Source organism: uncultured Caballeronia sp., assembly GCF_964243625.1.
In the GTDB taxonomy this organism is placed as follows: domain Bacteria; phylum Pseudomonadota; class Gammaproteobacteria; order Burkholderiales; family Burkholderiaceae; genus Caballeronia.
In genome coordinates this window covers 1-22,724 of sequence record NZ_CAXTGZ010000028.1, presented here as the reverse complement: position 1 = coordinate 22,724, position 22,724 = coordinate 1, and the positions used below count along the sequence as shown (strand labels likewise).

Genomic DNA, 22,724 nt, shown 5'->3' with positions numbered 1-22,724 from the left:
ATCCATGTGCCGTCCGCAACCAGATCGTTAAGGGTCTTGTTGACTGCTGCTTCGAGTTTCGCGTTGCCCTTGCGCATCGGGAAACCGGCCGGCAAGTTGATCGCCGAGATATCGAGCCGGTCCGCGATCTTCATTTGCGGGTATTTTTCCTGCAAGCCGTCCACGAGCGATTTGTCGATGAAGAAACCATCGATATATTTTGAACGCATGGAGAGAAAACCCGCGTTCAGGTTCGGAAAGCGCACGATCTGCGCGCCCGGCAAATAGCTGTCCGAGTACGTGTCTTCGATGGTGCCTTGAATCACGCCAATGCGCTTTCCTTTGACAGAGGCCTTGTCGCTCGTGATCGCCGTGGTCTCCGGCAAGGTCGCGACGCTCAGCAAGCCGGTGAGGTAACCCTCGGAGAAATCGACCATCTTCAGCCGGTCCGTCGTGATCGAAATGGACCCGGCCGCAAGATCGATTTGCTGGTTCGTTACGCTCGGCAACAGGCCGCTGAAATCCTGCGCGCGAAAGTCGACGCTCAAGCCGAGCTTCGCGCCGATTGCACGCAATAGTTCGACATCGAAGCCCGTCATCTTGCCGTTATCGATGTAGGAATACGGCTTGTTGTTCGCATCCACGCCGGCCATGAGCTTGCCTGGTGCGAGCGTGCCGAGGTCATCGGCATGAGCGCTTGTCGCGGTCATCAACGAAAGAGGCACGACAATCGAAAGAAGGCTGAACAGGTGTCGAAACCGCATGTTGGTCGCTCCAGGAAGAACCGCAGTGGATTAAAGGATAAAGCCTCAAAAAAACCCGTGTCAGGACAGCGCGCCACGCACCCGGCCGTTCCAGCAATCGTCGAGCTGATAAAGCGCCGCGCCCACGGGCACGCTCAACGTACTCGCAATGCCGCCAGGACTCAGCGGGAACGGCCCTTCACCGAAGGCGCCATGTGCGGCTTCAAGCCCGAGCAGGGACTTCGCGATGCGCTGCCCGAGGTAAGACATGAGCGCGACGCCATTGCCGTTGCAACCGAGCGCATAGAACACACCGTCACGTTCGCCGATGTGCGCGAGCTTGTCGCCTGTCATCGCGACATAACCTTTCCATGCGTGCGTGATGCGGACATCGCGTAATGCGGGCCAGAGCTCGACCATCTTCGCGCGCAAGATCCGCGCGGCTTCACGTTCGCCGACTTCCCTGAACGATGGCCGCGAGCCGAACAACATGCGAGTTCCATCAGGCGATGGCCGCGTGTAAAACAGGTTGCGCTTCGAGTCGCTGATCATGCGGCGCCCGGGGTTCAACACGTCCATGAGTCCAGGAGGCAGCGGTTCCGTTGCGATCTGATAACTTGCGACGGGCAGAACACGTCGCGCAAAAAAGGGCGTGAGCCGGCCGGTGTAGCCGTTGGTCGCAACCAGCACGCGACCCGCGTTGATCTTGCCGCGTGCCGTATGCACCGTGAACCGCGTACCCGTCCTTTCGATGCGCTCGACCGCCGCATGCGAATGCAGCGTCGCGCCACGCCGGCGCGCAAGATCACGCAACGCGCGATGATATTTGGCGGTATGCAGGCCGCCGTATTCATCGACGAGAATGCCGCCATAATAATAATCCGATCCCACCACCGCGCGCTGTTCCGCGCGGGTCACCACGTGCACGGTCACGCCGGTTTTCTCGCGCAAGAGTTCGCCCTGCTTGCGCAGCCGCTCGAAATGCCCAGGCGTGAACGCGCCGAAAAACCGGCCGGTGATCTGCAGGCCGGCATCGAGCGATTCTTGGCTTACGAGCTGTTTCAGGTACTCGAAACTTGCGTTGGATTCAGCCATCAGGCGGCTGAGCCGTTCCGCCGAAACCCCGCGAATCGCGTTTGTCAGCGCAAGCTTCTGTCCGCTCGACACCATGCCGCCGCTGCGCGTGCTGCCGCCCGAGCCAATCTCGGCGGTGTCCAGAACGGCGACTGTCGCGCCATGTTGCGCCGCTTCCGCCGCCGCCGATAACCCGCAATACCCGCTGCCTACGATCACCACGTCCACATTCGCGGGCAACGCCACGCGCGATGTCTCCGGCGGTGCCTCGTCCCACCAATAAGGCGCGATGCGAAAGTCATCGTGAAATAGCAGTGAGTCGGCTCGCATGGATATCGCTAGGGAATGACGTTGGGTAGACGTTGGGTGGGCTCTACGTGGCTTTCAGTCTAGGAGCGCCGCTACTATCCGGTCAAATACGGCCAAAAACGGCTGCTATTCATTTTTGGTATGGCAATCTCGAGCGATTACTCCGAGGAAAGGTCATGAACCAGCGGCAGATCGAGGCATTCAGGCTTGTCATGTTGCGCGGATCGATGACAGCCGCTGCCGAGGAGCTCGGCACATCGCAGCCGAGCATCAGCCGGTTGATAGCGGAGCTGGAGGCATCGACGGGACTCGCGCTTTTCACGCGCAACGGCGGACGGATCCAGGCCACCGATGCAGGCAGCGCGTTTTATCGCGAAGTGGACCGGAGTTTTGTCGGCATCGAAAAGCTTGCGCATTCAGCGCGTGAAATCCGGCAGTTCGGCAGCGGCCGCTTGCGGCTGGTTGCAGCGCCCGTGGTGGCGTTATCGTTCGTTCCGCTTGTGATCGAGCGGTTCCTGGCGGCGTATCCGCGCATTGCGGTATCGCTGGAAATGCGCAGCGAAGGGACCATCCAGCGATGGGCGTCATCAGGGTACTGCGACGTTGGCTTCGGCACCATCACACCCGACGCGTTCGGCGTCACAAGCGCGGAGCTGTACCGGCTGCCGGGCGTATGCGCGCTGCCCGCCAACCATCCGCTTGCCGCACGGGAGCGCATTCACGCACGGGATTTGAAAGACCAAAGCCTGATTTTGCCGTCCTATGCGGATGACACCCGTTCCGCGCTCGATCGCGCGTTGCGGCAGGCCGGTGTGAACCAGGTGCCGACTATCGAGACGCCTTACGGCGCGACGATTTGCGCGATGGTTGCGCGCGGGCTGGGCGTGGGCGTGGTGAACCCGCTCGCTACCCTCGATGCCAACCCCGCGCGCATCGTGTTCCGGCCGTTCTCACCCGAGGTGATGTTTCGCGGCTTTACCGTATGTCCGCAGTTGCAGCATCCCAACCCGCTGGTGAGCGCCTTCCTCGAACTCACCCGCGAGACGATGACGCTCGAAGCGCTGCGGCTTCTAGGCGCCCCTTCATAACACTAGGTGTTTCCCCGACCCGTATTGACGGAAATTATTCACGGCTATAAAGTTTAATTCACGAGTGGGAATAATGAATGGCGAGCATCTGCTTGCCGATGGAGACGCATACCTTGACTCAACACCTTGACGGGTCGCTTGCCGGCATCCGTGTCATTGACTTGTCCCGCGTACTGGGCGGTCCGTACTGCACGCAGATTCTCGCCGACCATGGCGCCGAGGTGATCAAGATCGAGCCGCCGCTGGGCGATGAAACCCGCACGTGGGGTCCTCCTTTCGATGGCGACACGGCCTCATATTTTCTGGGTGTCAATCGCAACAAGCTGGGTGTGTCGCTGGATCTGTCGAAGGAAGCGGCGCGCGAAAAGCTGCTTGGTCTGCTCGATACGGCCGACGTGCTCATCGAAAACTTCAAGCCCGGTACGCTCGAACGATGGGGTATTGGCTACGAACAATTCCTGAGAGCGCGCTTCCCGAAGCTGGTTCACTGCCGTGTGTCCGGCTTTGGCGCCGATGGTCCGCTGGGCGGTCTGCCCGGCTACGACGCCGCCATCCAGGCAATGGCGGGCATCATGAGCGTGAATGGTGAAGCGGGCGGAGAGCCGACGCGCGTGGGCATTCCGATCGTGGACATGGTGACCGGACTGAACGCTGCGCTCGGCATCCTGATGGCGTTGCGCGAACGTGAAGGCAGCCAGCTCGGGCAGTTCGTGGAATCCACGCTGTTCGACTGTGCGTTGTCGATACTGCACCCGCACACGCCGAACTATTTCTATTCGGGCAAACCGCCGCAACGCAGCGGCAATGCGCATCCGAACATCACGCCGTACGACATGTTCCATACGGGCAGCGTCGATATCTTCCTGGCTGTTGGCAACAACACGCAATTCACGGCGCTTTGCGAAGTGATCCTCACGCCGCAACTCGCCGCCGATCCTCGCTTTGAAAGCAACAAGGCGCGCACGGCGAATCGCAAGGACTTGCGCCGGGCGCTCGAGAGCGTGTTCGAACAATGGGACGGCGCGAAACTCGCGGATACGCTGATTCGCCGTGGCGTGCCATGCGCGCCGGTGTTGTCCATCGATGCCGCGCTCGACCTGCCGCACACGGCGCATCGGGGAATGGTGGTCCAGATGGAAGGGTACAAGGGCATTGCGTCGCCCATCAAGCTCAGTCGCACACCGGCTACTTACCGCACGCCGCCACCACGGCTCAACGAGCACGAAGCGCAAGTCTTCGACGCAACCCGCAAAGGAGGCGCGTAATGCTCGCGCTGACAGGCACGATTGCCATTGTTGCGTTGTTCGGCCTGATCATCACCAGGCGGCTGTCGCCGCTGGTGGCGTTGATCGTGGTGCCAACGGTCGCGGCGCTGGCAGCGGGATTCGGGTTGTCCACGGCGAAATTTATCGTTCACGGAGTGCAGGCTATCGGCCCTGTCGCGGGGATGTTCGTGTTTGCGATCCTTTTCTTCGGCATCCTAACGGATGCGGGAATGCTGGATCCGATCATTAATGGCATCTTGCGGATGGTCGGCGCAAAACCTACGCGCATTGTGATGGGATCGGCGTTGCTCGCGTTGCTGATCCATCTGGATGGCTCCGGCGCAGTCACGTTCCTCGTGACGATCCCTGCCATGCTGCCGCTTTACACGCGCCTCGGGCTCGACAAACGCATTCTTGCGTGTGTGGCATCGCTCGCGGCGGGCGTGAACTTCCTGCCGTGGGTCGGCCCCATGCTGCGTGCGTCCGCCGCGCTGCACATTCCGACCACAGTGATCTTCTATCCGATGATTCCGCTGCAGGCCATTGGCCTCGTGTTCGTATTCGGCTCGGCATACTGGCTTGGCAAGCGGGAGGAAAAGCGCCTTGGGTTGGGCAAAGGCGCGCCGCAAACCGTGTTGCAGCCGCGCGAGCTGTCGGCGGAAGAAGCCGCGTTGCGCCGGCCGGACCGTTTCTGGATCAACGTGGTGCTGACAGTCGTGGTGCTTGCGACACTGGTCAGCGGTATCGTGGATCCTGTCGTGATGTTCATGCTCGGCACTGTCGTCGCGCTGATCGTGAATTACCCTGAGGTCAATGCACAGCGTGCACGTATCGACGCCCACGCGAAAGCCGCGCTGATGATGGCGAGCGTCTTGCTCGCGGCGGGCGCGTTCACCGGCATCATGTCGGGCAGCGGCATGCTCACCGCAATGGCCCATGTGGTCGTGCAGCACGTCCCGGCCGAACATGCGCGACATATGCCGTTCGTGCTCGGCTTGCTTTCCATGCCGCTGTCGCTGCTGTTCGATCCTGATTCGTTTTACTTCGGCATCTTGCCCGTCATGGCGGAGAGCGCGAAGCTGCTCGGCGTGCCGCCCATCCAGATGGCCCAGGCTGCGTTGTTGGGTCAGATGACAACGGGTTTCCCGGTTAGTCCGCTCACGCCGGCAACGTTCCTGATTGTCGGTCTGACGGGTGTCGAGCTTGCCGAGCATCAGAAGTTCACGATCCCTTTTCTCTTCGCAGCGACGCTGCTGATGGTCGCAGCCGCTGTGGTGATCGGCGTGTTTCCGCTCTAGTTCCAGGACCCAATCATGAATTTCGAACTGACTGAAGACCAGTTGTCCATCCAGTCCGCCATTGAGAAGCTGTGCGAACGCTACGATGACGACTACTGGCTCGAACGTGACCGCGAAGGCGGTTTTCCGCACGACTTTCATCGGACACTGGCGGATGCGGGATGGCTCGGCATTGCAATGTCGCCGGACTACGGCGGCTCCGGTCTCGGCATGACCGAGGCCGCGTTGATGATGCAGACGATCAGTGCGTCGGGCGCGGGGTTATCGGGTGCATCGGCGGTGCACATGAATATCTTCGGTTTGAATCCCGTACAGGTGTTCGGCAGTGAGGAGCAGAAACAGCGTTGGTTGCCACCGTTGATCGCAGGAACGGACAAAGCCTGTTTCGCCGTCACCGAACCTGATTCGGGGCTCGACACGACGCGTCTCAAGACACAGGCGGTTCGTGACGGCGACACCTATGTACTGACCGGACGCAAGATCTGGATATCGACCGCGCAGGTCGCGAACAAGATGCTGATCATTGCGCGGACCACGCCGATCGATCAGGTGGCCAAGCCGACGCAAGGCCTCAGCCTTTTTTATACGGATCTCGATCGCGAAAAAGTCGAAGTGCGCGAGATCGAGAAGATGGGCCGCAAGGCGGTCGACTCGAACATGTTGTTCATCGACGGCTTGAGGGTTCCGGCCAGCGACCTCATTGGTCAGGAAGGCGAGGGCTTCAAGTACTTGCTCCACGGCCTGAACCCGGAGCGCATCCTGATCGCGGCGGAAGCCATCGGGTTGGGACAGGCTGCGCTGAAACGCGCCACGCAATACGCGAAAGAGCGCGTGGTGTTCGGGCGTCCGATAGGACAAAACCAGTCCATCCAGCATCCGCTTGCGCAGGCCTGGATGCAACTGGAGGCAGCAAGCCTGATGGTGTTCAAGGCCGCATTCCTCTACGATGCCGGCAAGCCATGCGGCGCCGAAGCGAACAGCGCGAAGTACCTGGCGGCGGAAGCCGCGTTTCAATCATGCCAGACGGCAATAGCGACACTTGGCGGGATGGGATACGCCAAGGAGTATCACGTGGAACGTTATCTGCGCGAGTGTATGATTCCGAGGCTCGCACCGGTCAGTCCGCAGATGATCATGTGTTTTATCGCCGAGAAAGTGTTGGGACTGCCCAAGTCATATTGATGCCGTTTGCCTGAATGCCGGAACGCGCCGAACCTGGTGAAGGGAATTGCCATGGATGTCAAACTCGTTGCGCGTACGCTCGACTTGTTCGAACGTTTTGCTACCGAACAGCGGCCCTTGCCGCTGACCGAACTTGCACGGTTGATGGACGTGCCGGTATCGAGTTGTCTCGCGCTTGCGCGTACGCTCGTAAGCCGCGGATATCTCTACGAAGTGAAAAAGCGCGGCGGTTACTATCCGACGCGGCGACTGCTGCAGCTTGCCCAGGCGATCGATGCGGTAGACCCCGTGGTGGAGATGCTGCACACCCGGCTGGTCGCCTTGCGCGATGCCACCGGCGAGACCATCGTGCTCGGCAAGATTCATGACGCAGCCGTGGTTTATCTCGACGTGGTCGAATCGTTCAAGGCAATCCGTTACATCGTGAAGCCAGGCGAGCTGCGCCCGGTGCATGCCAATTCGATTGGCAAGGCGATCTTCGGTGAGTTGTCCGCGCAGATGCAATCAACGCTTGCGGGCAAGCTCGGGTTCGAGCGGATGACGGATCGCACGACCGCTGATTTTGCTGCACTGGTCGAGCAGACGTCGGCGGCAAGGCAGCGGGGCTGGAGCGTGAACCTTGGGGAAAGCGCACCAGAGCTATCTGCAGTGGCGATCGCAGTTTCCGTTGGCGGTGACTTGTACGGGATATCTGTCGTCGGGCCTACTGAGCGCATCGAAAAGCAGCAGCACGCGCATGGAAGCGAACTCCTGCGCCTGAAAGACGAGATCGATGCGCAGGAGCGTGGCGTTGATTCAATCGTATAGCTCGGGTGCGTTGCTTAACCCGGCGCACCCGCCTGCTTTTTCGGGTCCGCCTTCATGAACGCCGGATGCTGGTCGCACACGCCGATGATCCTGTCGATAGTCGGAATATCCGGCACCGTGATCTTGAACACGCGTGTGACCGCAACAATGCTCGCGAGGCAGATGTCGGCCATGGTGGGTTGATCGCCATGACAATAAATGCCCGTCTCCGATGACCCCGCAAGACGTTCTTCGATTGCTGCCAGCCCCGTGCTCAGCCACTTGATCTGCCACGCGCGCCACGCGGTATCGTCGAAACCACCGGCTGTCTGCAGATACTTCTTCACGCGCGGCACGACCATGGGATGGGTATCGGCGGCGCACATCGATGCAATGGAACGCACACGTGCGCGTCCGTACAAATCGCTCGGCAACAAAGGCGGCGTGGGCTGCAGCTCGTCGAGGAACTCGAGGATCGCGAGCGACTGGGTGAGCGGCTCGTGCCCCTCTTGCACCAGCGCGGGAATCGATCCGAGCGGACTGATCTTCAGGAATGCGTCGCTGCGTTGTTCGCCGGCATCGAGATCGATATTCTGCTCATGCGCGCTCAGGCCTTTCAGGGCGAGTGCGACGCGTACGCGATACGCGGCGGACGAGCGCCAGAATGCGAAAAGTTCGAATTGCGCTTGCTCGGACATGGCGTGTTTCCTTTCGGGTGGATTGCATCGGGGGAGAAGAGCTTAAGCAATAAGCCAGATCCATCGACTTTATACGATGCACGAAAGAGAAACGCGAATGCTGAATACACCAATGCCCGTTGAACCTGCATTCACCGGGCATTGGCTTCATCAAACTCGAATCAATTATGCGAATAAATCGAACGTGTGTCGTTCGCCTGAACGCGATTGCCGGATTCCGTGTTCGTGCTCTTCACGCCGCCGTAAGCGCGCGAATCGCCGTTTTGCTGGACCTTATCTGCAGCGATGCTTTGTGCACTTTGACCGCGTTGCGATTCCGGTGCGCCGACCAGCGGGTTATACGACGGTGCCGGGCCATAACCGCTGCTTGCAAATGCAGGTGCTGCAACGGCAGCCGAAACGGCGATCAACAACGATGCGATAAAAGTCTTGTTCATGATGTGCTCCGGTGCGTATCAAGTACTTCGTCCAAAGGATACGCAGCGCTTGTTGCTTAGTGTGCTGCGTCGATGGAAATCAGTATATGCGCGCACTATCGAAACATTGTACTGATAGGGGTGACAACTGAATCCACTGTGGATGAATAATCGAAGCGGGTCTTTGACTTGTCAGCGCCCCTGCACGGGAAGCGCTTTCAATTCGACATCGGGCGCGACCGTATTGCCCAACGCGGCACCCGGAACGTTCACTGACGACTGTTCCAGCCGGTTGCTGTCCTTGCGCGCCATGGCGGCGCAATCGCCCATGGGTAGACGTTTGACAACAATGAACGCAACGAACATCGCCATTGTGCCGAAGACCGCATTGCTCGCCGCAATGCCGATCAGCACGCCCACAGGCCCGTACTTCATGCCGACGGCAACGAACGGCAGCGTACCGAGCGTTGCGCGTCCCCAGTTGAATACCGTCGATAACAACGGCCTGTCGAGGTTGTTGAAGGTCGCGTTCGCCACGAACAGACAGCCGACAAACGCATAACTCGCGACCAGCCACGAACAAAATACGCGGATGATCATGGCGGTGTCGCCGCGTGCGGAAAACGCGCGGATCAGGCCGTTCTGGACCAGTGCCAGAACGAGCCACGCAACCGCGACGGTCAGCAGCACAAATACGAGGCTGTTGCGGATGGTTTCGCGAATCCGGTCCGCGCGGCCGGCGCCGAGATTCTGCGCGATGATCGGACCGACCGCCCCGGTGAGCGCGAAGATCAGCGCGAAGGCCACCGGCGTGATCCGGTCGACGGTCGCCTGACCGGCTACGGCCGCTGCGCCGAAACGCGCCATCGCGTGCGTGACATAAGCGCTGGCAACGGGCGTGGCCAGATTCGTCAGAACAGCGGGAAGCGCCACTTTCATGACCGGCTGACTGTTTGACCAGAGCCGCGAAAATCGCACGGGACCGATCAGGTCGTTGACGCGCATTGCGCCATGCAAGCCCACTGCGGCAAGGGCGAGCCGCGCTATGTCGTTCGATATCGCCGCGCCCGTCAACCCGAGATGAAAACCGAAGATGAGAATCGGATCGAGTACGGCCGTCACGACCGCAGCCATGAGCGTGACGGCCATGGCGCGCCGGGCATCGCCAACGGAGCGCATCAGCGCGGCAGTGCACATGCCGATGGCAAGGAACACATACGTGGGCGCGGTGATCATCAGGAAGCTGCGGGTCAGCGTGCGCGTCTCGCCCGCGGCGCCCAATGCTCTGAGGATCGGATCGAGGAACAGCAAGGTGGCTGCGCTCAATACGATCGTTACGGCGATCATCAATACAAGACTCGCGGACGCGACCTGCCGCGCCTTCATGCGCTGTCCGGCGCCGAGAAGCCTCGCGACGGTGGCACTGACGCCAATCGTCATGCCGATCGATATGGCCGTGATGAAAAAGTTGATCGTGCCGGCAAATCCGACAGCGGCGGCAATGGATGTATCGCCGAGAAGGGAGATGTAGAAGAGGTTGACGAGATCGACGGCGAATACCGCCATCAGCCCGATTGCGCCGGTGCTCGCCATCACGACCACGTGGCGCAAGGTGGAACCCGTTACGAAGCGTGCGGATGAGCGTGCGAAGTCAGGTTGTCGTCTCGATGTCATGGCAATGCGTACGGTTGCAGTGCGCGAATCATCGCATGAATGACGGGCAATTCATGACGACGCAGGCGTGACAATTTCATTGCAGACGCCAAAATCAATGCGGGTCTCATTGCACCAAAGACGTTTTTTCACATACCGATGTCGTTCAATCGCGTCCTCGCTCACCTACAATGTTCCTGCAGCCTGAGCTGCCCGCAATGTTCTCTGTCCTGCGAAACGTTTCAAGGTATGGAGCTTGCGGGCATGTTGCGTGAAGCTGCAATCAAGTTGCTTCCACCATCGAATAAGGGATACCCATCATGAGCATCTTCGGAACGATCCTGAGCAAGATTTTCCCTTCGAGCCACCCGGCCGTCGCAGCGCCTGCGCCAGTCGCAGCACCTGACACGGCGGCTGCAGCCGCGAGCGCGCCGTCGGCCGAAATCGCTGCGGCGCCGCCGGTCGACGTCGAAGCAGTATTGACCGACCTGCAATCCAGATCATCGGAAAAACTTAACTGGCAGACATCGATTGTCGATCTGATGAAACTGTTGGGTCTGGACAGCAGCCTTGCCGCTCGCAAGGAGCTTGCGGGTGAACTGCATTATTCGGGCGATACGAATGATTCGGCATCCATGAACATCTGGTTGCACAAGGCGGTCATGGCGCAACTTGCGGCCAATGGCGGCAAAGTCCCGGATAGTTTGAAGAACTGAGCGTTGGTTCTTTAGCGCGTGTTTCAAAAGTAGCCGCACGCACATCCGTGCGACTACTTCTCCATTTTCAGCGCCTTGTTATAGCCGGTCAGCTCAAGATACCCGTGCCCGACTTTCTTGTTGTCACGGCTCACCGTTACCGCGCCTTCCCAATATACTGCCCCCGTGGACTGACTGGAATCAAGTTCCTGATCATCCATCAGCGGGTCGAGTTGCCATGTTGCGTCGCCGGTTCTTACCCTCTCCGACACCGGATACGACGTCCCCGTACGTGGCGAGCGCCATGTGCGCAACGGCGTGAAGTCGATCTGATCGCCATCGAAAGATTTCGCGTTGCCTTGCGGGTCTCGTAGCGTCGCGTGTGTCCAGACCGCGCTGCCGTCATGGCTGCGAACCTTGAACGCCATCAACGCTGATCCATCGGTCAGGTTCGCACCGAGCCAGTCCCAGCCGACCGCGTCGGCGCTGAGTACGGTACTGGACCATTCGTGATCGAGCCACGCCGAACCGGTGACGGTCGTATCGAGGGCGGCTTTGCCGTTCTGTGCCGAAGTCCGCGTGACCTTGCCGCTTACGCGTAGTTGCGGTTCGCTGTAGTAGTAGCTCGCTTGCGCGGGTAAAGGGCCTTTGCGCGAGTAGCCGTTGTCACCCTGCAATAGTGGCCCGGCCGTTGGCGTCAGCGTGAGGTTCAGCGTGAAATTGCTGGCCTTGACCGTTACGGCGTAATGGCCATCGGCGGCACGATCGAGTTGCCATGCGTCGAGCTTGACCTCGGTGTTGCCGGTCTTCGCATAGGCCAGACCGAAGCCTTGCCGGGCGATCTTTTGATCGTGCGCGAGCCGTCCGATGGATGGATCGCTGAGCGCTGCGTGCGCGATGATCAATTGCGATGGCGCGAAAGCACTGGGATCGGCGGGATCATGTCCGGTCGCCGAGCGAAAGAACGTGATCTGGAAGCCGAGCGGCTTGCCGTCGGGTTGATTCAGCCAGCCGGTTGCGTACCACCACTCGGTGCGAAAGGCCGGATGCGCGCCCGTGTCTTGCGGAAACGTTAGCTGATGACCCGGCGTGACAGTTGCGAACTCGGTGGCCATCGAAGGCGTGGTTCCAATAGCGCATAGGCATAACGTCAAGGCCTGGAGGTGCATGAAGAGACGCATTACCAGTCCTCCTTGACGGCGCGGACGGCATCGAGCGAGATCGCCTTGCGGCCTGCGATCACGGCCGTCGCGCACGATGAAACCAGCATCACCGCCGCGACCGTGCCGAGCACGGACCAGGGAATGTGCATCGACATGCTCCAGTGAAACGACTGCGGATTGACGACAAACACGAGGATCAGGCTGATCGCCCAGCCGAGAATGAATCCCACGGCAGTGCCCAGCGCCGTCAGCATGCCGCCTTCAGCAGCGAGTATCGCGAGGACCTGGCGGCGCGTGACGCCGACGTGTCGCAACATGCCGAATTCGCGCGCACGTGCGAGCGTCTGCGCCGAAAAGGTCGCGGCGACGCCAAACAGGCCAATCACGATCGCCACCGCTTCGAGCAAATAAGTGACCGCGAAACTGCGATCGAAAATCGTCAGTGTCTTCGCGCGGATCTCGCCGGGCTGGGCGAATTCCATCGCCGGGCCGAAAGGGAGTTTGCGCAGTCTTGCAATCACGTCGTCCACGTTGGTTCCGCGCTGCACGCTGACGGCTACATCGGTTGCACCCGTGTCGCCCGTAAGCCTGCGGTAGTCCGCAAGCCGCAACTGGATTGCGCCGGTTTGCCGGACATAGTCGCGCCACACGCCGGCGACCACGAAGCTCGATTCATGCGCTCCGACCGACAACCGCACGCGCTCGCCCGTTCGATACCCATAGAGATCGACCATCGCCTCCGATACCCATATAGGCGTCTCGCCTTGATGCACGGATGACATCGGCAGCACGGGTCCGGTCATCTGCAGCGTGGCGCCGGGATCGTTGGCATCGATCTCGCGCGCCAGCAACGCAATGGCCGGACGCGCCGGATCGAGCGTGAGGTGCGAGGTGCGCGTGAACGCGGCGGTTTTGATGCCCGGCACGGCGGCAAGCGTCGCCTGTTCGGCAGGCGCGAGACTTCCCGTGTCGCCGTTCGGCGTGACGCGCACGTAGAGATCGGCGGATAAAAGATGCGTGAGCCATTCATCCACGGACACGCGGAAACTCGCCACCATGATCGCCATGGCGACGATGAGCGCAAAGCTGGACAAGACGCCGCCCATCGCAATGGATGCCTGTCCCGGCGCATTGGCGAGCCGGGCGAGCGCGAGTGTCGTGGCGGCGTTCGTGTGGTGTCTGGCGCGCCATCGGCTGAGGGTGGTGAAGACGATCGCCGTGCATCGCGGCATCAACGCAATGCCGCCGATCAGCAGCAGCGCGACGGCGAGATAACCAAGAATGGGGACATCGAAGAATGGCGGCAATAGTGTCAGGATCAGCGCGGCGACCAGACATCCGACGGCAGGCCAGGGCGTTGCAAGTCTTGCGAGCGCGCCTTCCTCGCTACCGGCCTTGAGCGCCGCAGCCGGCCGTGCACGCGCTGCTTCGAGCGCTGGCACGAGGCTGCCCAGAACCGATACTGCAATGCCCAACGCCAGGAAAATGGTCGTCGCAACCGGTTCGAAACCGACATGCGGCTGCACACCCGGGAAATAGCCGCCACCCAGATCGCTGCCAAAAAACCGCAGTGCAACATCCGATAACGCGTACCCCAACACAAGCCCGAGCAGCGATCCGATCACCCCGAGCAACGCGCCTTCCATCAGGATCTGCCGCAGTAATTGCGCGCGTGTCACGCCCAATACACGCAGCATCGCGAATTGCGACCGGCGGCGCACCACGGCCAGCGCCTGCGTCGAAAACACCAGGAACGCGCCGGTGAAAAGCGCGACCAGCGCAAGCACATTCATGTTGATCCGATAAGCACGCGAAAGCCGATCGGTACGGTTTTCATCGTCACGGGTTTCGGCCACGACGAGCTGATTGCCAAGCTGCGCCTGAAGCTGCCGTTTGAAGGTTTCGCGATCCACGCCGCGTTCGAGCTGAAGATCGACGCGCGACAATTTTCCTTCCAGACCAAAGCGCCACTGTGCGGCGGCGATATCCATGACCGCGATGCGCTGCCCCGGCCGCGTCCTGACGATACCGCCCGCCACGCGAAACTTAACCGTCGATGTGCCGCTACGCAGCGCGACATCGGCGCCCGTGGGCGCCTTGAGCCACGTTTGCGCCGAGGGCGAAAGGAAGATGGCATCGGCTGAAAGGGAGTCGAGCAAGGTCTGCGCCGAAGGCACGCCGATCAGCTCGGGTGTGATGCGGCTTGCCCGGAACACGTCGATGCCAAGCACTTTCAGCGCAGCCGTTTCGCCGGGTACCGTTACGTCGACATCGAGCACCGGACTCGCCAGCGTCACGCCGGGTTCGCGGGCGAGACGCGGGTACCAGGATTCATTGAAGGTAGGTTGGGCGCCGCGCACTTGCAGATCCGCTTCGCCCGAGAGACTTTTGGCTGCCGCCGAGAACTCGTTGAACGCCGCGCTGTTGATCAACTGGACCGCGTACCCGAGCGCCACGCCAAGCGCAATGGTCGCGATGGCCACGATTGCGCGTGCAGGGTGGCTGCGCCACTCGGCGCCCAGCAGCCAGCGCGCAAGCAGCCGGCTTCCCGCAATGCGCTCGACGGGCGGCGCTGCGCGGTCATTCATTGGCCGTGCGCGCGAAGCGCTCCGCCTGTTTTGCGCCATGCAGGCCGCCATCGCTCAGAATGAGTATTCGGTCGGCGCTGGCCGCCGCTGCCGTTGAATGCGTCACTATGATCGCGGCCGCGCCGGTCGACTTGATTTCGGCGCGCAACAAGTCGAGGACTTCGTGCGCGGTGTCGGGGTCGAGGTTGCCGGTGGGTTCATCAGCGAGAATCAGGCTTGGACGATGCACGAGCGCCCGCGCTATCGCAACACGCTGCAGTTCACCGCCTGAAAGTTGCCGCGGAAAATCGTTGCCACGGCCGCCGAGCCCGACCGCGGCCAGCACGTCCAGCGCGCGCTTGGGCGGCGTGTTGTTCAGGAGCAGCGGCAGTGCGACGTTTTGCGCCAGCGTGAGGTGCGGCAGTACGTGAAACGCCTGGAAGACGAAGCCGAGTTTTTGTCGACGCAGGCGCGTGGCGGCATCGTCGTCGAGTTGGGAGATCGGTGTGCCGTCGATCAGCACTTCGCCGCTGTCGGCCGAGTCGAGGCCGGCGATCAGGTTGAGCAATGTCGATTTGCCCACGCCCGAGTCGCCCATGACGGCCACGAACTCGCCGGGATCAAGCGAAAAATCCAGATTGGCCAGCACGATCCTGCCGGTGCCGTAAGCCTTGCTCAAACCGCGGCATTCGAGTGCGGGCGGCGCGTCATTATTGCTGATGGTCATAGAGAACTGGTGGTCGCCGGTATGAACTGTGCTTCGGTTCAATACTGTGACAGAGAACGGCCGTGCGCGTATGGCCATCACTTACCCGGCGGCTTATGAATATCGACGATACGACCATCGAACGCTGCATGATGAAGCTGCTATCCGAGCGCCGCGAGGAGTCGTCCATTTGCCCCTCGGACGTCGCGCGTACTCTCGCCTCCGATGAAACCGTCTGGCGCGCATTGATGCCTGCTGTGCGCAAGGTTGCTGCACGGCTCGCCGAAGCGGGCGTCGTACGCATCACGCGGGGCGAGACCACACTTTCGCCCGATGAGATCGATCACGGTCCCATCAGGCTGCGTCGCGGGCGCGGGTTCGTAGCGGATTGAGCGTTCGCATCAGCCGAGTTTCTGCACCGAAAACGCAGCCGTTTCATAAGGAACCGTGACAACGTCCTTGCCGGCAAGCTCGGGTTCCGATGCAATCAACGCACTGACCTCGCGATCGATCGCCGTCCGTTCATCCGCTCCCAATGCGGCAATAAAACTCGTCGAGCGCACACGGTTGATGATCACGTCCTCAAGCGAACCGGTATGGCCTTGCTTGAAATGATGTTCATCGATGGGACCGAGTCCTTCGAACGGAAACGCCGCGCGCCACGCGCCGGTGTAGTAGCGCGGCGTGTCGCCTTCCACGCGATTGACAATCGCATCGAGTCTTGCGACCCAGGGAACGCGCGCATCGCGCAGATTCCAGATCAAGCCGAGTGTGCCGCCCGGCTTCAACACACGATGAATCTCGACCAGCGCCGTGTGCGTTGCGAACCAGTGAAACGACTGCGCGCAGACGATGGCGTCGACGGATGCATCGGGTAACGGGATCGCATCGGCCGTGCCCGGGCGAGCATCGACCTGGGGGAAGCTTGCAGCCAGCTTTTCGAGCATGCCCGCAACCGGTTCGACCGCGATGACATGCGCACCGGTCTCGATCAGGCGCGGCGTGAATTTGCCCGTGCCCGCGCCCAGATCGACCACCGTCTTGCCGGCTTCGAGTCCAAGCTGATCGCGCAACCAGACCGCGACCTCGGGCGGATAGTCCGGCCGCCCGCGTGTGTATGTGTTCGCCAGGCTTGCATAGCCTTCCGCCGCAGCGTGGTGTACGCCGTCAGTTCCTGTGCTCATTGTTTGCTCCCGCTTGTGTGGTTCAGTGGTTCGACTGCGGACAGCATAAATAATCTTGCTGTGAATTGCCAACGAGAACATCGTCAAGCGCGCGGCAAGGTCAACACGGCGCCCAGTCCGCGCGTCGGCCGGTTGCGTAAGACGAGTGTTCCACCGTGGGCCATCGCAATGGCTTTTGCGATGGTCAGCCCCAGTCCCGAGCCGTGCGTTTTTCCCGGCTGTGCCCTGAAATAAGGTTCCGCTTCGGTACGGTGACGCTCGGGCGTCAGTACGATTCGGTCGTCGATTATGCCGCGCCGCTCAGCTTCACCGGCCGTCATCCAGGCGGCAACAACCTGTCGCCGCATCCGTACGACAACGACAATCTGAACAACTCGTTTCGTGTCGATAACGCCGTGAAATTCACCAGCGTCCCCTATGCGGGCCTGAAGTTCGGCGCGCTGTACGGATTCTCGAACGAGGCAGGCGGCTTCGATGACAACCGCCTCTACAGCGCCGGCGCATCGTATGAAACCGGGCCGTTCACGATCGCCGCGGGTTACCTGCAGGCGAACAATCCGGGCGTAAACAACACCGATGGCGCGATCACGCTGACCGACCGTACGTTCATCGCTTCATTGCAGCGTACTTATGGCGCCGGTCTCAACTATGCGCTCGGCGCGGGCCGGGTCGGCTTCGTCTGGACGTGCACTCAGCTCGGTGGCCTTGCAACCATCAACGGAGCGAACCGTCTTGGCCTCAAGCAGAACGGGCAGGGTGCGAGTTTTAACAACTTCGAGTTCAATGCCAGCTATCTTGTGACGCCGTCGGTGGCGCTTAATGGCGCATACACCTATACGAAAGGCGTGATGTCGAACGCGACGGGCGAACATGAACCGGCGTGGCGGGATGTGTCAGTGCAGGCGGATTACTCCCTCTCCAAGCGCACCGATGTGTACGTTCAGGCTACCTATCACCACCTAAGCAGCGATGCCTCGGGACTGACTGCCGACGTCAGCGGGCAATCTCCATCGACGAAAAACGAGCAGGTCGTGACCGCGGTGGGATTGAGGCACCGGTTCTGATGCGTTAACCGCAAAAATGCGTCGCGCCTCCGGTTCAAGATATTCCAAAGTGTTCCACACCGTGTCGGTTCAACACGGCTTCAATAATCGCCGACGACCGAAAACGATATCGACGCGCCAACGAAGCTCGAATGGACCGTTGATGGGTAACGCTTTGCCATTCTGTTGCGCGATCAAGGCGCATCAAACAGACACGCTCTCACGCGTAACCATTTTTCCCGATAGCAACGCTTGGTAACGAACCGCGTGGCCGCTGACCAACGGCGCGCGCCAAACGCTGCGGTTTAATGACCTCCGTCCATTCGACGCACGGCGACATCGATTGGCAACTGACTAAGCATCGTTTTTTCGGAGAAACAGAAATGAAGAAATCCCTTATGGCTCTTGGTGTGTTTGGTACCTTCGCCGGAGCAGCTAATGCACAGAGCAGCGTGACGCTATACGGCCTGATCGATGCAGGGCTCACGTACACCAACAACCAGGGCGGCAGCAAAAACATCCAGGCAACGAGTGGCCAGGTGAACGGCAGCCGCTGGGGACTGCGCGGCGCGGAAGACCTGGGTGGCGGACTGAAAGCCATCTTCGTGCTGGAAAACGGCTTCAGCATCGATAGCGGCAAGTTCGGCCAGAACGGCGCGGAGTTCGGCCGCCAGGCCTACGTTGGTTTGTCGAGCGATCAGGCAGGCGCCGTGACGCTGGGACGTCAATACGATTCAGTGGTCGACTATCTTGGACCGCTTGCATTGACCGGTACGTCATTCGGCGGCACCCAGGCCGCGCATCCGTTCGATAACGACAACCTCGACAACTCGTTCCGAATCAACAACTCGGTCAAATACCAAAGCGTCAATTACGGAGGCCTGAAGTTCGGCGGCCTCTATGGTTTCTCGAACGCAGCGGACGGCTTCTCCGATAACCGCGCATACAGCTTCGGCACGTCATATAACTACGGGCCTTTGAATGTTGCCGCAAGCTATATGCAATTGAACAACGCAGGCTCGACGCTCAACGCGTCGGGCGCTGTGACGAGTGACGCCACGTTCGCAGCAGCGCGTCAGCGCACTTACGGCGCAGGCGTGAGCTACGCGTTCGGCGCCGCAAATGTGGGCTTTGTGTTTTCGCAAACGCATCTGGACGGCGCGACGGGCATCGGCGCATCGGCATCGGGTACGACGAACGGCTTGACGCTGGCAGACGGCAGCGCGCGCTTTACCAACTACGAGGTGAACGGTCGCTACAACCTGTCGCCCGCGTGGACGCTCTCAGGCGCCTATACATTCACCGATGCAAAGCTCGATGGCGTCAGCCCGAAATACAACCAGGTGACGCTACAGACGGCGTATGCGCTCTCCAAGCGCACGGACGTCTATTTGCAGGGCGTGTATCAGCACGTGAGCGGTACCGGTGATTCGGGCCTGACGGCGGATATCAACGGGCTCAGCGCGTCATCGACCAATAGCCAGGTCGCGGGAACGATTGGCTTGCGTCATCGGTTCTAACTACGAAAGTGTGAATGGAGCCGGGACGACAAGCCCGGCTCTTTTTGCTTGAGCTCAGCGCGATCCCGGGCCCATGCCTTCGGCGATCGCACGGCATGCGTCCTTGAGCGGCGCAATGTAGGTGTCGAGTGGTGAACCGCTCTTTCTATAAAGCGGAATGCTGATGCTGACACATGCAAGCGGCTCGCCATTCGAGCCCAGGATCGCGCTTCCGTAGCAGAAGATCTGCTCTTCGTTTTCTTCGCGGTCTTCTGAATAACCGCGGGCATGCGTTTCGTCCAGTTCGGCATCGAGTGCTGAACGCTCCACGATGGTATTGGACGTAAAGCGCTCGAAATGCAGCGGCGCCAGCAAGGCGTCGCGTTCGGCGCGTTTGAGCGATGCCAGATAAGCCTTGCCCACCGAGCTTGAATAGAGCGTGACGCGCGTACCGATTCGCGAAGCCATGCGTACGGCCTGAGGGCTTTCGAGCTTTTCTATGTAGACCATTTCAGAACCGCTGCGCACCGCGAGGTGCACGGTTTCCTGGGTTGCATCGCGCAACACCTGAAGCGGTTCGCTCGCCGCAACGCGCAAGTCCGAGCGCTCCCAGCTACGGCTTGCCAACGACAACAGGCGTGGCCCGAGCGAATAAGCGCCGCCGTGCGGACTCTCGACGACCAGCCCCTCGGCAATCAGCGCACCGACAATCCGGTACACCGTCGGCCGCGGATAACCCGCCAGCGCGGTGAGTTGCGCAATGCCGGGAGGTGTCTGTGCGTCGGCAATGCACTGCAGGACGGCCAGGAACTTCGAGAATGCGGCGGTCCCGGTCGGCTTGGCGTCTTCGGGGACGTCAGGCGTAGCCGGCTTGTCGATGGCGTTCGAGGATGGTTTGGGCATGGCGTTGAAAGAACTGGACGGCCCGCAAGACAGCAAGGAGCGCGAGCGGTGACGCGAACGATTATAACGGAGCGGTTTTCGCTGACGGCCCAGCGTGTTGCGCGCAGACCGGATGGCACGCGGCTTGGGGATACGTAATAATGCGAAGCGGGCCCGCGCATACCTGCGCAAGCCCTCGGACCATCAACCAGTACGTGTCGCCGATTGCGGCGCGGCGGCCAGCATTGCGCCGCACAACCCGGGGTTATCGATGAGCAACAACGCGTCGCCTGCACCATCCGCTGCCCGCTGGCTGCCCTACATCGTGGCGGGAACGTTCTTCATGGAATACCTCGACACGACGGTCATTGCAACCGCATTGCCGCAAATGGCGAAGTCGTTTGGCGTCGGCCCCAACGCGCTCAGCCTCGGCATGACCGCGTACATGCTCGCGCTCGCAATCTTCATTCCGGTGAGCGGCTGGGTCGCGGATCGCTTCGGTTCGCGCACGGTGTTCTTCGGCGCGATCGTTGTGTTCATCGTGGCGTCGGTGTTGTGCGGCATGTCGAATTCCGTCGCCGAGTTCACGGCGGCGCGAGTGCTTCAAGGCGCCGGCGGCGCGATGATGGTCCCGGTCGGCCGCCTGATCGTGGTACGAAGCACCGAGAAAAGCCGCCTCATGCAGGCCATCTCGACCATCACGTGGCCTGCCATTGCAGCGCCGGTCATCGGGCCGCCGGTCGGCGGGTTCATTACGACCTATGCTTCATGGCGATGGATCTTCTTGCTGAACGTGCCCTTCGGCCTGTGCGCCCTCGTTGCCGTCGCCATGCTGGTCCCGAACCTGAAAGGCGCGGAACGCAAGCCGCTGGACGTGATGGGCCTCGTGCTCAGCGGCGCGTCGCTGACGGCCGTGCTCTATGGCGCGGAGCTCGCCAGTCAGCCCGCCAGCAATCCGTGGCTTGCGGGCGGGATCGTGCTTGCCGGATTCCTGATCGGCTATATCGCGGTCCGGCATGCGGCGGGGCATCCGCATCCATTGATTGATTTCTCGACGCTGAAGATTCCAACCTATTCGGTCACGGTCTTGACGGGGTCGTTGACACGCATCGGCATTGGCGCGGTACCGTACCTCATGCCATTGCTGTTTCAGATCGGCTTCGGGCTTTCCGCCTTCAAGTCGGGCCTGTTGCTCCTTGCGAGCGCGCTGGGCAATCTCGGCATGAAGGCATTGACCACTCGCATCCTGCGGCGCTACGGGTTCAGGAACGTATCTATCGTAGCGGTAGCCACGGCCGGAATCTTTACTATCGCGTGCGGCATTCTCACGCCCGACTCGCCGCTTGCGTGGGTCCTGCTCGTGGTGTTTGTGTATGGCGTTGCACGTTCAATGCAGTTCTCGCTGCTCGCCACGCTGGCTTATGCCGACGTCGGCCAGCCGCAAATGAGCGCCGCGAGCACGTTATGGAGCGCGGCTGCGCAAATGACAATCGGCCTGGGCATTGCTTATGGCGCGGTAGCGTTGCGTGCGGCCGCTGCGATCAACGGTGAAACGACCGGCACCGAAAGTCTTCATTTTTCACTCGATGACTTCAGGCTCGCGTTTCTCTTCGCGGGCGTGCTGACTCTGGTTTCCGTCTATGGATACTTCAAGGTCGCGCGCGATGCAGGGCAGAGCGTAGGTGGCGGATCGATGCGTCAGGATGCATCGCAGAAAAGCAGTTGACGCGAACAAGCTCATGATCCGCAACCCCGATCCGCACACATGGATGTCATTGGCGCTCGCCGAGCGCGGTGTGCGGCGCTTCGGGCCGGGAGAGACGAATCCACGCATCGTGGCATATAACGCGCATACGAATCTTGCTGGCTATGACGACAAGGTCTCGTGGTGCGCGTCGTTCGTGAACTGGTGCATGGCGAATGCGGGTTATAGCGGCACAGGGTCAGCGCTTGCACGTTCGTGGCTTGAGTGGGGACGCGTGCTCGATCAGCCGGAGTATGGATGCATTGCCGTGCTCTCACGCGACGATCCGGCTAGCTGGAAGGGGCACGTCGGCTTTTATCTGCGCCATGACGACGACGCCGTATATCTGCTCGGCGGCAATCAACTGGACGAAGTGCGCGAGCTCGCCTACCCCCTTGCCGACGTACTCGGCTACAGGGTGGCCAGACCCGGTTTGATCGAGCCTGGCAGGCACTGGATCACGGCAGCAGACGCAACGCTTGGCGCCGTCCGGATCACGAAAATAGGTGCGACCATGATCCGTAACGCCAACGTAGACATGTGAAAGCATCGCAACATCCTATGATCAAACCGCAGCATGTCAGCAGTTTGAAATGAGACATGCCTCACGGCGTAAGGTTGGCCCCCTGACGCAAGCGGCCACGGCAAATGTCACGTCATCGATTGCAACCGAATGTATGAATTGTGAAGCAGGTCATCCATGCTTCGTGCGTCGACGTTATATATGTACGCAAAATCATAATCCGGAGA

21 protein-coding genes and 1 pseudogene are annotated in these 22,724 nt (G+C 60.8%); 11 read left to right on the top strand and 11 right to left on the bottom strand.

The genetic code is table 11. The features are described 5' to 3' along the window. Together ACFFAR_RS03495 and ACFFAR_RS03490 are read right to left on the bottom strand one after the other, a co-directional pair. On the bottom strand, nucleotides 1–689 hold a 689-nt coding region (locus tag ACFFAR_RS03495), incomplete at its 3' end, for a substrate-binding periplasmic protein (protein ID WP_375507523.1). 114 nt (nucleotides 690–803) lie between these two features. Then, entirely contained in the window at nucleotides 804–2,126 is a 1,323-nt protein-coding gene (locus ACFFAR_RS03490; RefSeq protein ID WP_174364994.1) for an FAD-dependent oxidoreductase, read from the bottom strand. Between the two features lie 155 nt (nucleotides 2,127–2,281). On the opposite strand from ACFFAR_RS03490, the gene ACFFAR_RS03485 reads away from it, so the two are divergent. The 5 genes from ACFFAR_RS03485 (at nucleotide 2,282) to ACFFAR_RS03465 (ending at nucleotide 7,745) form a co-directional block, all read left to right on the top strand. Beyond that, on the top strand, nucleotides 2,282–3,193 hold the full coding sequence (locus ACFFAR_RS03485) for a LysR substrate-binding domain-containing protein (RefSeq protein ID WP_174364995.1): 912 nt from the start codon (nucleotides 2,282–2,284) through the stop codon (nucleotides 3,191–3,193). A gap of 113 nt (nucleotides 3,194–3,306) precedes the next feature. Beyond that, nucleotides 3,307–4,458, top strand: a complete 1,152-nt coding sequence (locus tag ACFFAR_RS03480) for a CaiB/BaiF CoA transferase family protein (protein WP_375507521.1) — start codon at nucleotides 3,307–3,309, stop codon at nucleotides 4,456–4,458. Continuing rightward, nucleotides 4,458–5,756 (top strand): citrate:proton symporter, encoded by a 1,299-nt coding sequence (locus tag ACFFAR_RS03475; protein WP_174363372.1) that lies wholly within the window; start codon nucleotides 4,458–4,460, stop codon nucleotides 5,754–5,756. The genes ACFFAR_RS03480 and ACFFAR_RS03475 overlap by 1 nt, the downstream gene beginning before the upstream one ends. 15 nt (nucleotides 5,757–5,771) lie before the next feature. Then, nucleotides 5,772–6,938 (top strand): acyl-CoA dehydrogenase family protein, encoded by a 1,167-nt coding sequence (locus ACFFAR_RS03470; protein ID WP_375507520.1) that lies wholly within the window; start codon nucleotides 5,772–5,774, stop codon nucleotides 6,936–6,938. Between the two features lie 51 nt (nucleotides 6,939–6,989). After that, entirely contained in the window at nucleotides 6,990–7,745 is a 756-nt protein-coding gene (locus ACFFAR_RS03465) for an IclR family transcriptional regulator C-terminal domain-containing protein (RefSeq protein ID WP_174363370.1), read from the top strand. Nucleotides 7,746–7,759: 14 nt separating this feature from the next. Here ACFFAR_RS03465 and maiA read toward each other — a convergent pair whose 3' ends face one another. The 3 genes from maiA to ACFFAR_RS03450 all read right to left on the bottom strand — a co-directional run bounded on the left by maiA (nucleotide 7,760) and on the right by ACFFAR_RS03450 (nucleotide 10,512). Next, nucleotides 7,760–8,422: a maleylacetoacetate isomerase gene (gene maiA / locus ACFFAR_RS03460; protein WP_075358340.1), complete on the bottom strand. Its 663-nt coding sequence runs from the start codon at nucleotides 8,420–8,422 to the stop codon at nucleotides 7,760–7,762. 161 nt (nucleotides 8,423–8,583) lie between these two features. After that, nucleotides 8,584–8,859 carry a hypothetical protein gene (locus ACFFAR_RS03455; protein ID WP_174363369.1) on the bottom strand — a complete coding sequence of 92 codons (276 nt, stop codon included), beginning with the start codon at nucleotides 8,857–8,859 and terminating at the stop codon, nucleotides 8,584–8,586. Nucleotides 8,860–9,030: 171 nt separating this feature from the next. Beyond that, nucleotides 9,031–10,512, bottom strand: a complete 1,482-nt coding sequence (locus ACFFAR_RS03450) for an MATE family efflux transporter (protein ID WP_174363368.1) — start codon at nucleotides 10,510–10,512, stop codon at nucleotides 9,031–9,033. A 299-nt stretch (nucleotides 10,513–10,811) separates the two neighbouring features. On the opposite strand from ACFFAR_RS03450, the gene ACFFAR_RS03445 reads away from it, so the two are divergent. Next, nucleotides 10,812–11,207: a DUF3597 domain-containing protein gene (locus ACFFAR_RS03445; protein WP_075358345.1), complete on the top strand. Its 396-nt coding sequence runs from the start codon at nucleotides 10,812–10,814 to the stop codon at nucleotides 11,205–11,207. 53 nt (nucleotides 11,208–11,260) lie between these two features. Here the strand turns inward: ACFFAR_RS03445 and ACFFAR_RS03440 are convergent, their stop codons facing one another. The 3 genes from ACFFAR_RS03440 to ACFFAR_RS03430 are packed head-to-tail and all read right to left on the bottom strand — an operon-like array spanning nucleotide 11,261 to nucleotide 15,643. Continuing rightward, nucleotides 11,261–12,367: a lipocalin-like domain-containing protein gene (locus ACFFAR_RS03440; RefSeq protein ID WP_375507519.1), complete on the bottom strand. Its 1,107-nt coding sequence runs from the start codon at nucleotides 12,365–12,367 to the stop codon at nucleotides 11,261–11,263. After that, a complete protein-coding gene (locus ACFFAR_RS03435) occupies nucleotides 12,367–14,937 on the bottom strand; it encodes an FtsX-like permease family protein (RefSeq protein ID WP_375507518.1) in 2,571 nt (856 codons plus the stop codon). The genes ACFFAR_RS03440 and ACFFAR_RS03435 overlap by 1 nt, the downstream gene beginning before the upstream one ends. Continuing rightward, the gene (locus tag ACFFAR_RS03430) at nucleotides 14,930–15,643 is read right to left on the bottom strand and encodes an ATP-binding cassette domain-containing protein (protein WP_174363173.1); all 714 of its coding nucleotides are present in this window, start codon (nucleotides 15,641–15,643) and stop codon (nucleotides 14,930–14,932) included. Before ACFFAR_RS03430 ends, ACFFAR_RS03435 begins: the two co-directional genes overlap by 8 nt. 95 nt (nucleotides 15,644–15,738) lie before the next feature. On the opposite strand from ACFFAR_RS03430, the gene ACFFAR_RS03425 reads away from it, so the two are divergent. Next, nucleotides 15,739–16,014 (top strand): DUF3253 domain-containing protein, encoded by a 276-nt coding sequence (locus ACFFAR_RS03425; RefSeq protein WP_174363174.1) that lies wholly within the window; start codon nucleotides 15,739–15,741, stop codon nucleotides 16,012–16,014. A gap of 9 nt (nucleotides 16,015–16,023) precedes the next feature. On the opposite strand, the gene ACFFAR_RS03420 is transcribed toward ACFFAR_RS03425, so the two are convergent. Together ACFFAR_RS03420 and ACFFAR_RS03415 are read right to left on the bottom strand one after the other, a co-directional pair. Further along, on the bottom strand, nucleotides 16,024–16,806 hold the full coding sequence (locus ACFFAR_RS03420; RefSeq protein WP_075358349.1) for a class I SAM-dependent methyltransferase: 783 nt from the start codon (nucleotides 16,804–16,806) through the stop codon (nucleotides 16,024–16,026). Nucleotides 16,807–16,889: 83 nt separating this feature from the next. After that, complete coding sequence (locus tag ACFFAR_RS03415; protein ID WP_375507522.1) at nucleotides 16,890–17,075, bottom strand: sensor histidine kinase; 186 nt, start codon at nucleotides 17,073–17,075, stop codon at nucleotides 16,890–16,892. Between ACFFAR_RS03415 and ACFFAR_RS03410 the strand changes: the two genes are divergently transcribed. After that, entirely contained in the window at nucleotides 17,010–17,870 is an 861-nt protein-coding gene (locus tag ACFFAR_RS03410) for a porin (protein ID WP_375507517.1), read from the top strand. The two genes, ACFFAR_RS03415 and ACFFAR_RS03410, sit on opposite strands and share 66 nt — an antisense overlap. Nucleotides 17,871–18,232: 362 nt before the next feature. Further along, entirely contained in the window at nucleotides 18,233–19,369 is a 1,137-nt protein-coding gene (locus ACFFAR_RS03405) for a porin (RefSeq protein WP_075358450.1), read from the top strand. 54 nt (nucleotides 19,370–19,423) lie between these two features. Here the strand turns inward: ACFFAR_RS03405 and ACFFAR_RS03400 are convergent, their stop codons facing one another. Further along, nucleotides 19,424–20,251, bottom strand: a complete 828-nt coding sequence (locus ACFFAR_RS03400; protein WP_062002092.1) for an IclR family transcriptional regulator — start codon at nucleotides 20,249–20,251, stop codon at nucleotides 19,424–19,426. A 250-nt stretch (nucleotides 20,252–20,501) separates the two neighbouring features. Between ACFFAR_RS03400 and ACFFAR_RS03395 the strand changes: the two genes are divergently transcribed. Further along, nucleotides 20,502–21,956: an MFS transporter gene (locus ACFFAR_RS03395; protein ID WP_174363177.1), complete on the top strand. Its 1,455-nt coding sequence runs from the start codon at nucleotides 20,502–20,504 to the stop codon at nucleotides 21,954–21,956. Between the two features lie 43 nt (nucleotides 21,957–21,999). After that, a pseudogene (locus tag ACFFAR_RS03390) lies at nucleotides 22,000–22,411 on the top strand (TIGR02594 family protein). Nucleotides 22,412–22,724 lie beyond the last annotated feature (313 nt).

Excerpts from the sequence above, each read along its gene's own strand:
- ACFFAR_RS03475 (WP_174363372.1), top strand. The coding sequence starts at position 4,458 with ATGCTCGCGCTGACAGGCACGATTGCCATTGTTGCGTTGTTCGGCCTG.
- ACFFAR_RS03420 (WP_075358349.1), bottom strand. The coding sequence starts at position 16,806 with ATGAGCACAGGAACTGACGGCGTACACCACGCTGCGGCGGAAGGCTAT.
- ACFFAR_RS03430 (WP_174363173.1), bottom strand. The coding sequence starts at position 15,643 with ATGACCATCAGCAATAATGACGCGCCGCCCGCACTCGAATGCCGCGGT.
- maiA (WP_075358340.1), bottom strand. The coding sequence starts at position 8,422 with ATGTCCGAGCAAGCGCAATTCGAACTTTTCGCATTCTGGCGCTCGTCC.
- ACFFAR_RS03470 (WP_375507520.1), top strand. The coding sequence starts at position 5,772 with ATGAATTTCGAACTGACTGAAGACCAGTTGTCCATCCAGTCCGCCATT.
- ACFFAR_RS03445 (WP_075358345.1), top strand. The coding sequence starts at position 10,812 with ATGAGCATCTTCGGAACGATCCTGAGCAAGATTTTCCCTTCGAGCCAC.
- ACFFAR_RS03395 (WP_174363177.1), top strand. The coding sequence starts at position 20,502 with ATGAGCAACAACGCGTCGCCTGCACCATCCGCTGCCCGCTGGCTGCCC.
- ACFFAR_RS03490 (WP_174364994.1), bottom strand. The coding sequence starts at position 2,126 with ATGCGAGCCGACTCACTGCTATTTCACGATGACTTTCGCATCGCGCCT.
- ACFFAR_RS03450 (WP_174363368.1), bottom strand. The coding sequence starts at position 10,512 with ATGACATCGAGACGACAACCTGACTTCGCACGCTCATCCGCACGCTTC.
- ACFFAR_RS03425 (WP_174363174.1), top strand. The coding sequence starts at position 15,739 with ATGAATATCGACGATACGACCATCGAACGCTGCATGATGAAGCTGCTA.
- ACFFAR_RS03465 (WP_174363370.1), top strand. The coding sequence starts at position 6,990 with ATGGATGTCAAACTCGTTGCGCGTACGCTCGACTTGTTCGAACGTTTT.
- ACFFAR_RS03400 (WP_062002092.1), bottom strand. The coding sequence starts at position 20,251 with ATGCCCAAACCATCCTCGAACGCCATCGACAAGCCGGCTACGCCTGAC.
- ACFFAR_RS03440 (WP_375507519.1), bottom strand. The coding sequence starts at position 12,367 with ATGCGTCTCTTCATGCACCTCCAGGCCTTGACGTTATGCCTATGCGCT.
- ACFFAR_RS03405 (WP_075358450.1), top strand. The coding sequence starts at position 18,233 with ATGAAGAAATCCCTTATGGCTCTTGGTGTGTTTGGTACCTTCGCCGGA.
- ACFFAR_RS03485 (WP_174364995.1), top strand. The coding sequence starts at position 2,282 with ATGAACCAGCGGCAGATCGAGGCATTCAGGCTTGTCATGTTGCGCGGA.
- ACFFAR_RS03455 (WP_174363369.1), bottom strand. The coding sequence starts at position 8,859 with ATGAACAAGACTTTTATCGCATCGTTGTTGATCGCCGTTTCGGCTGCC.
- ACFFAR_RS03435 (WP_375507518.1), bottom strand. The coding sequence starts at position 14,937 with ATGAATGACCGCGCAGCGCCGCCCGTCGAGCGCATTGCGGGAAGCCGG.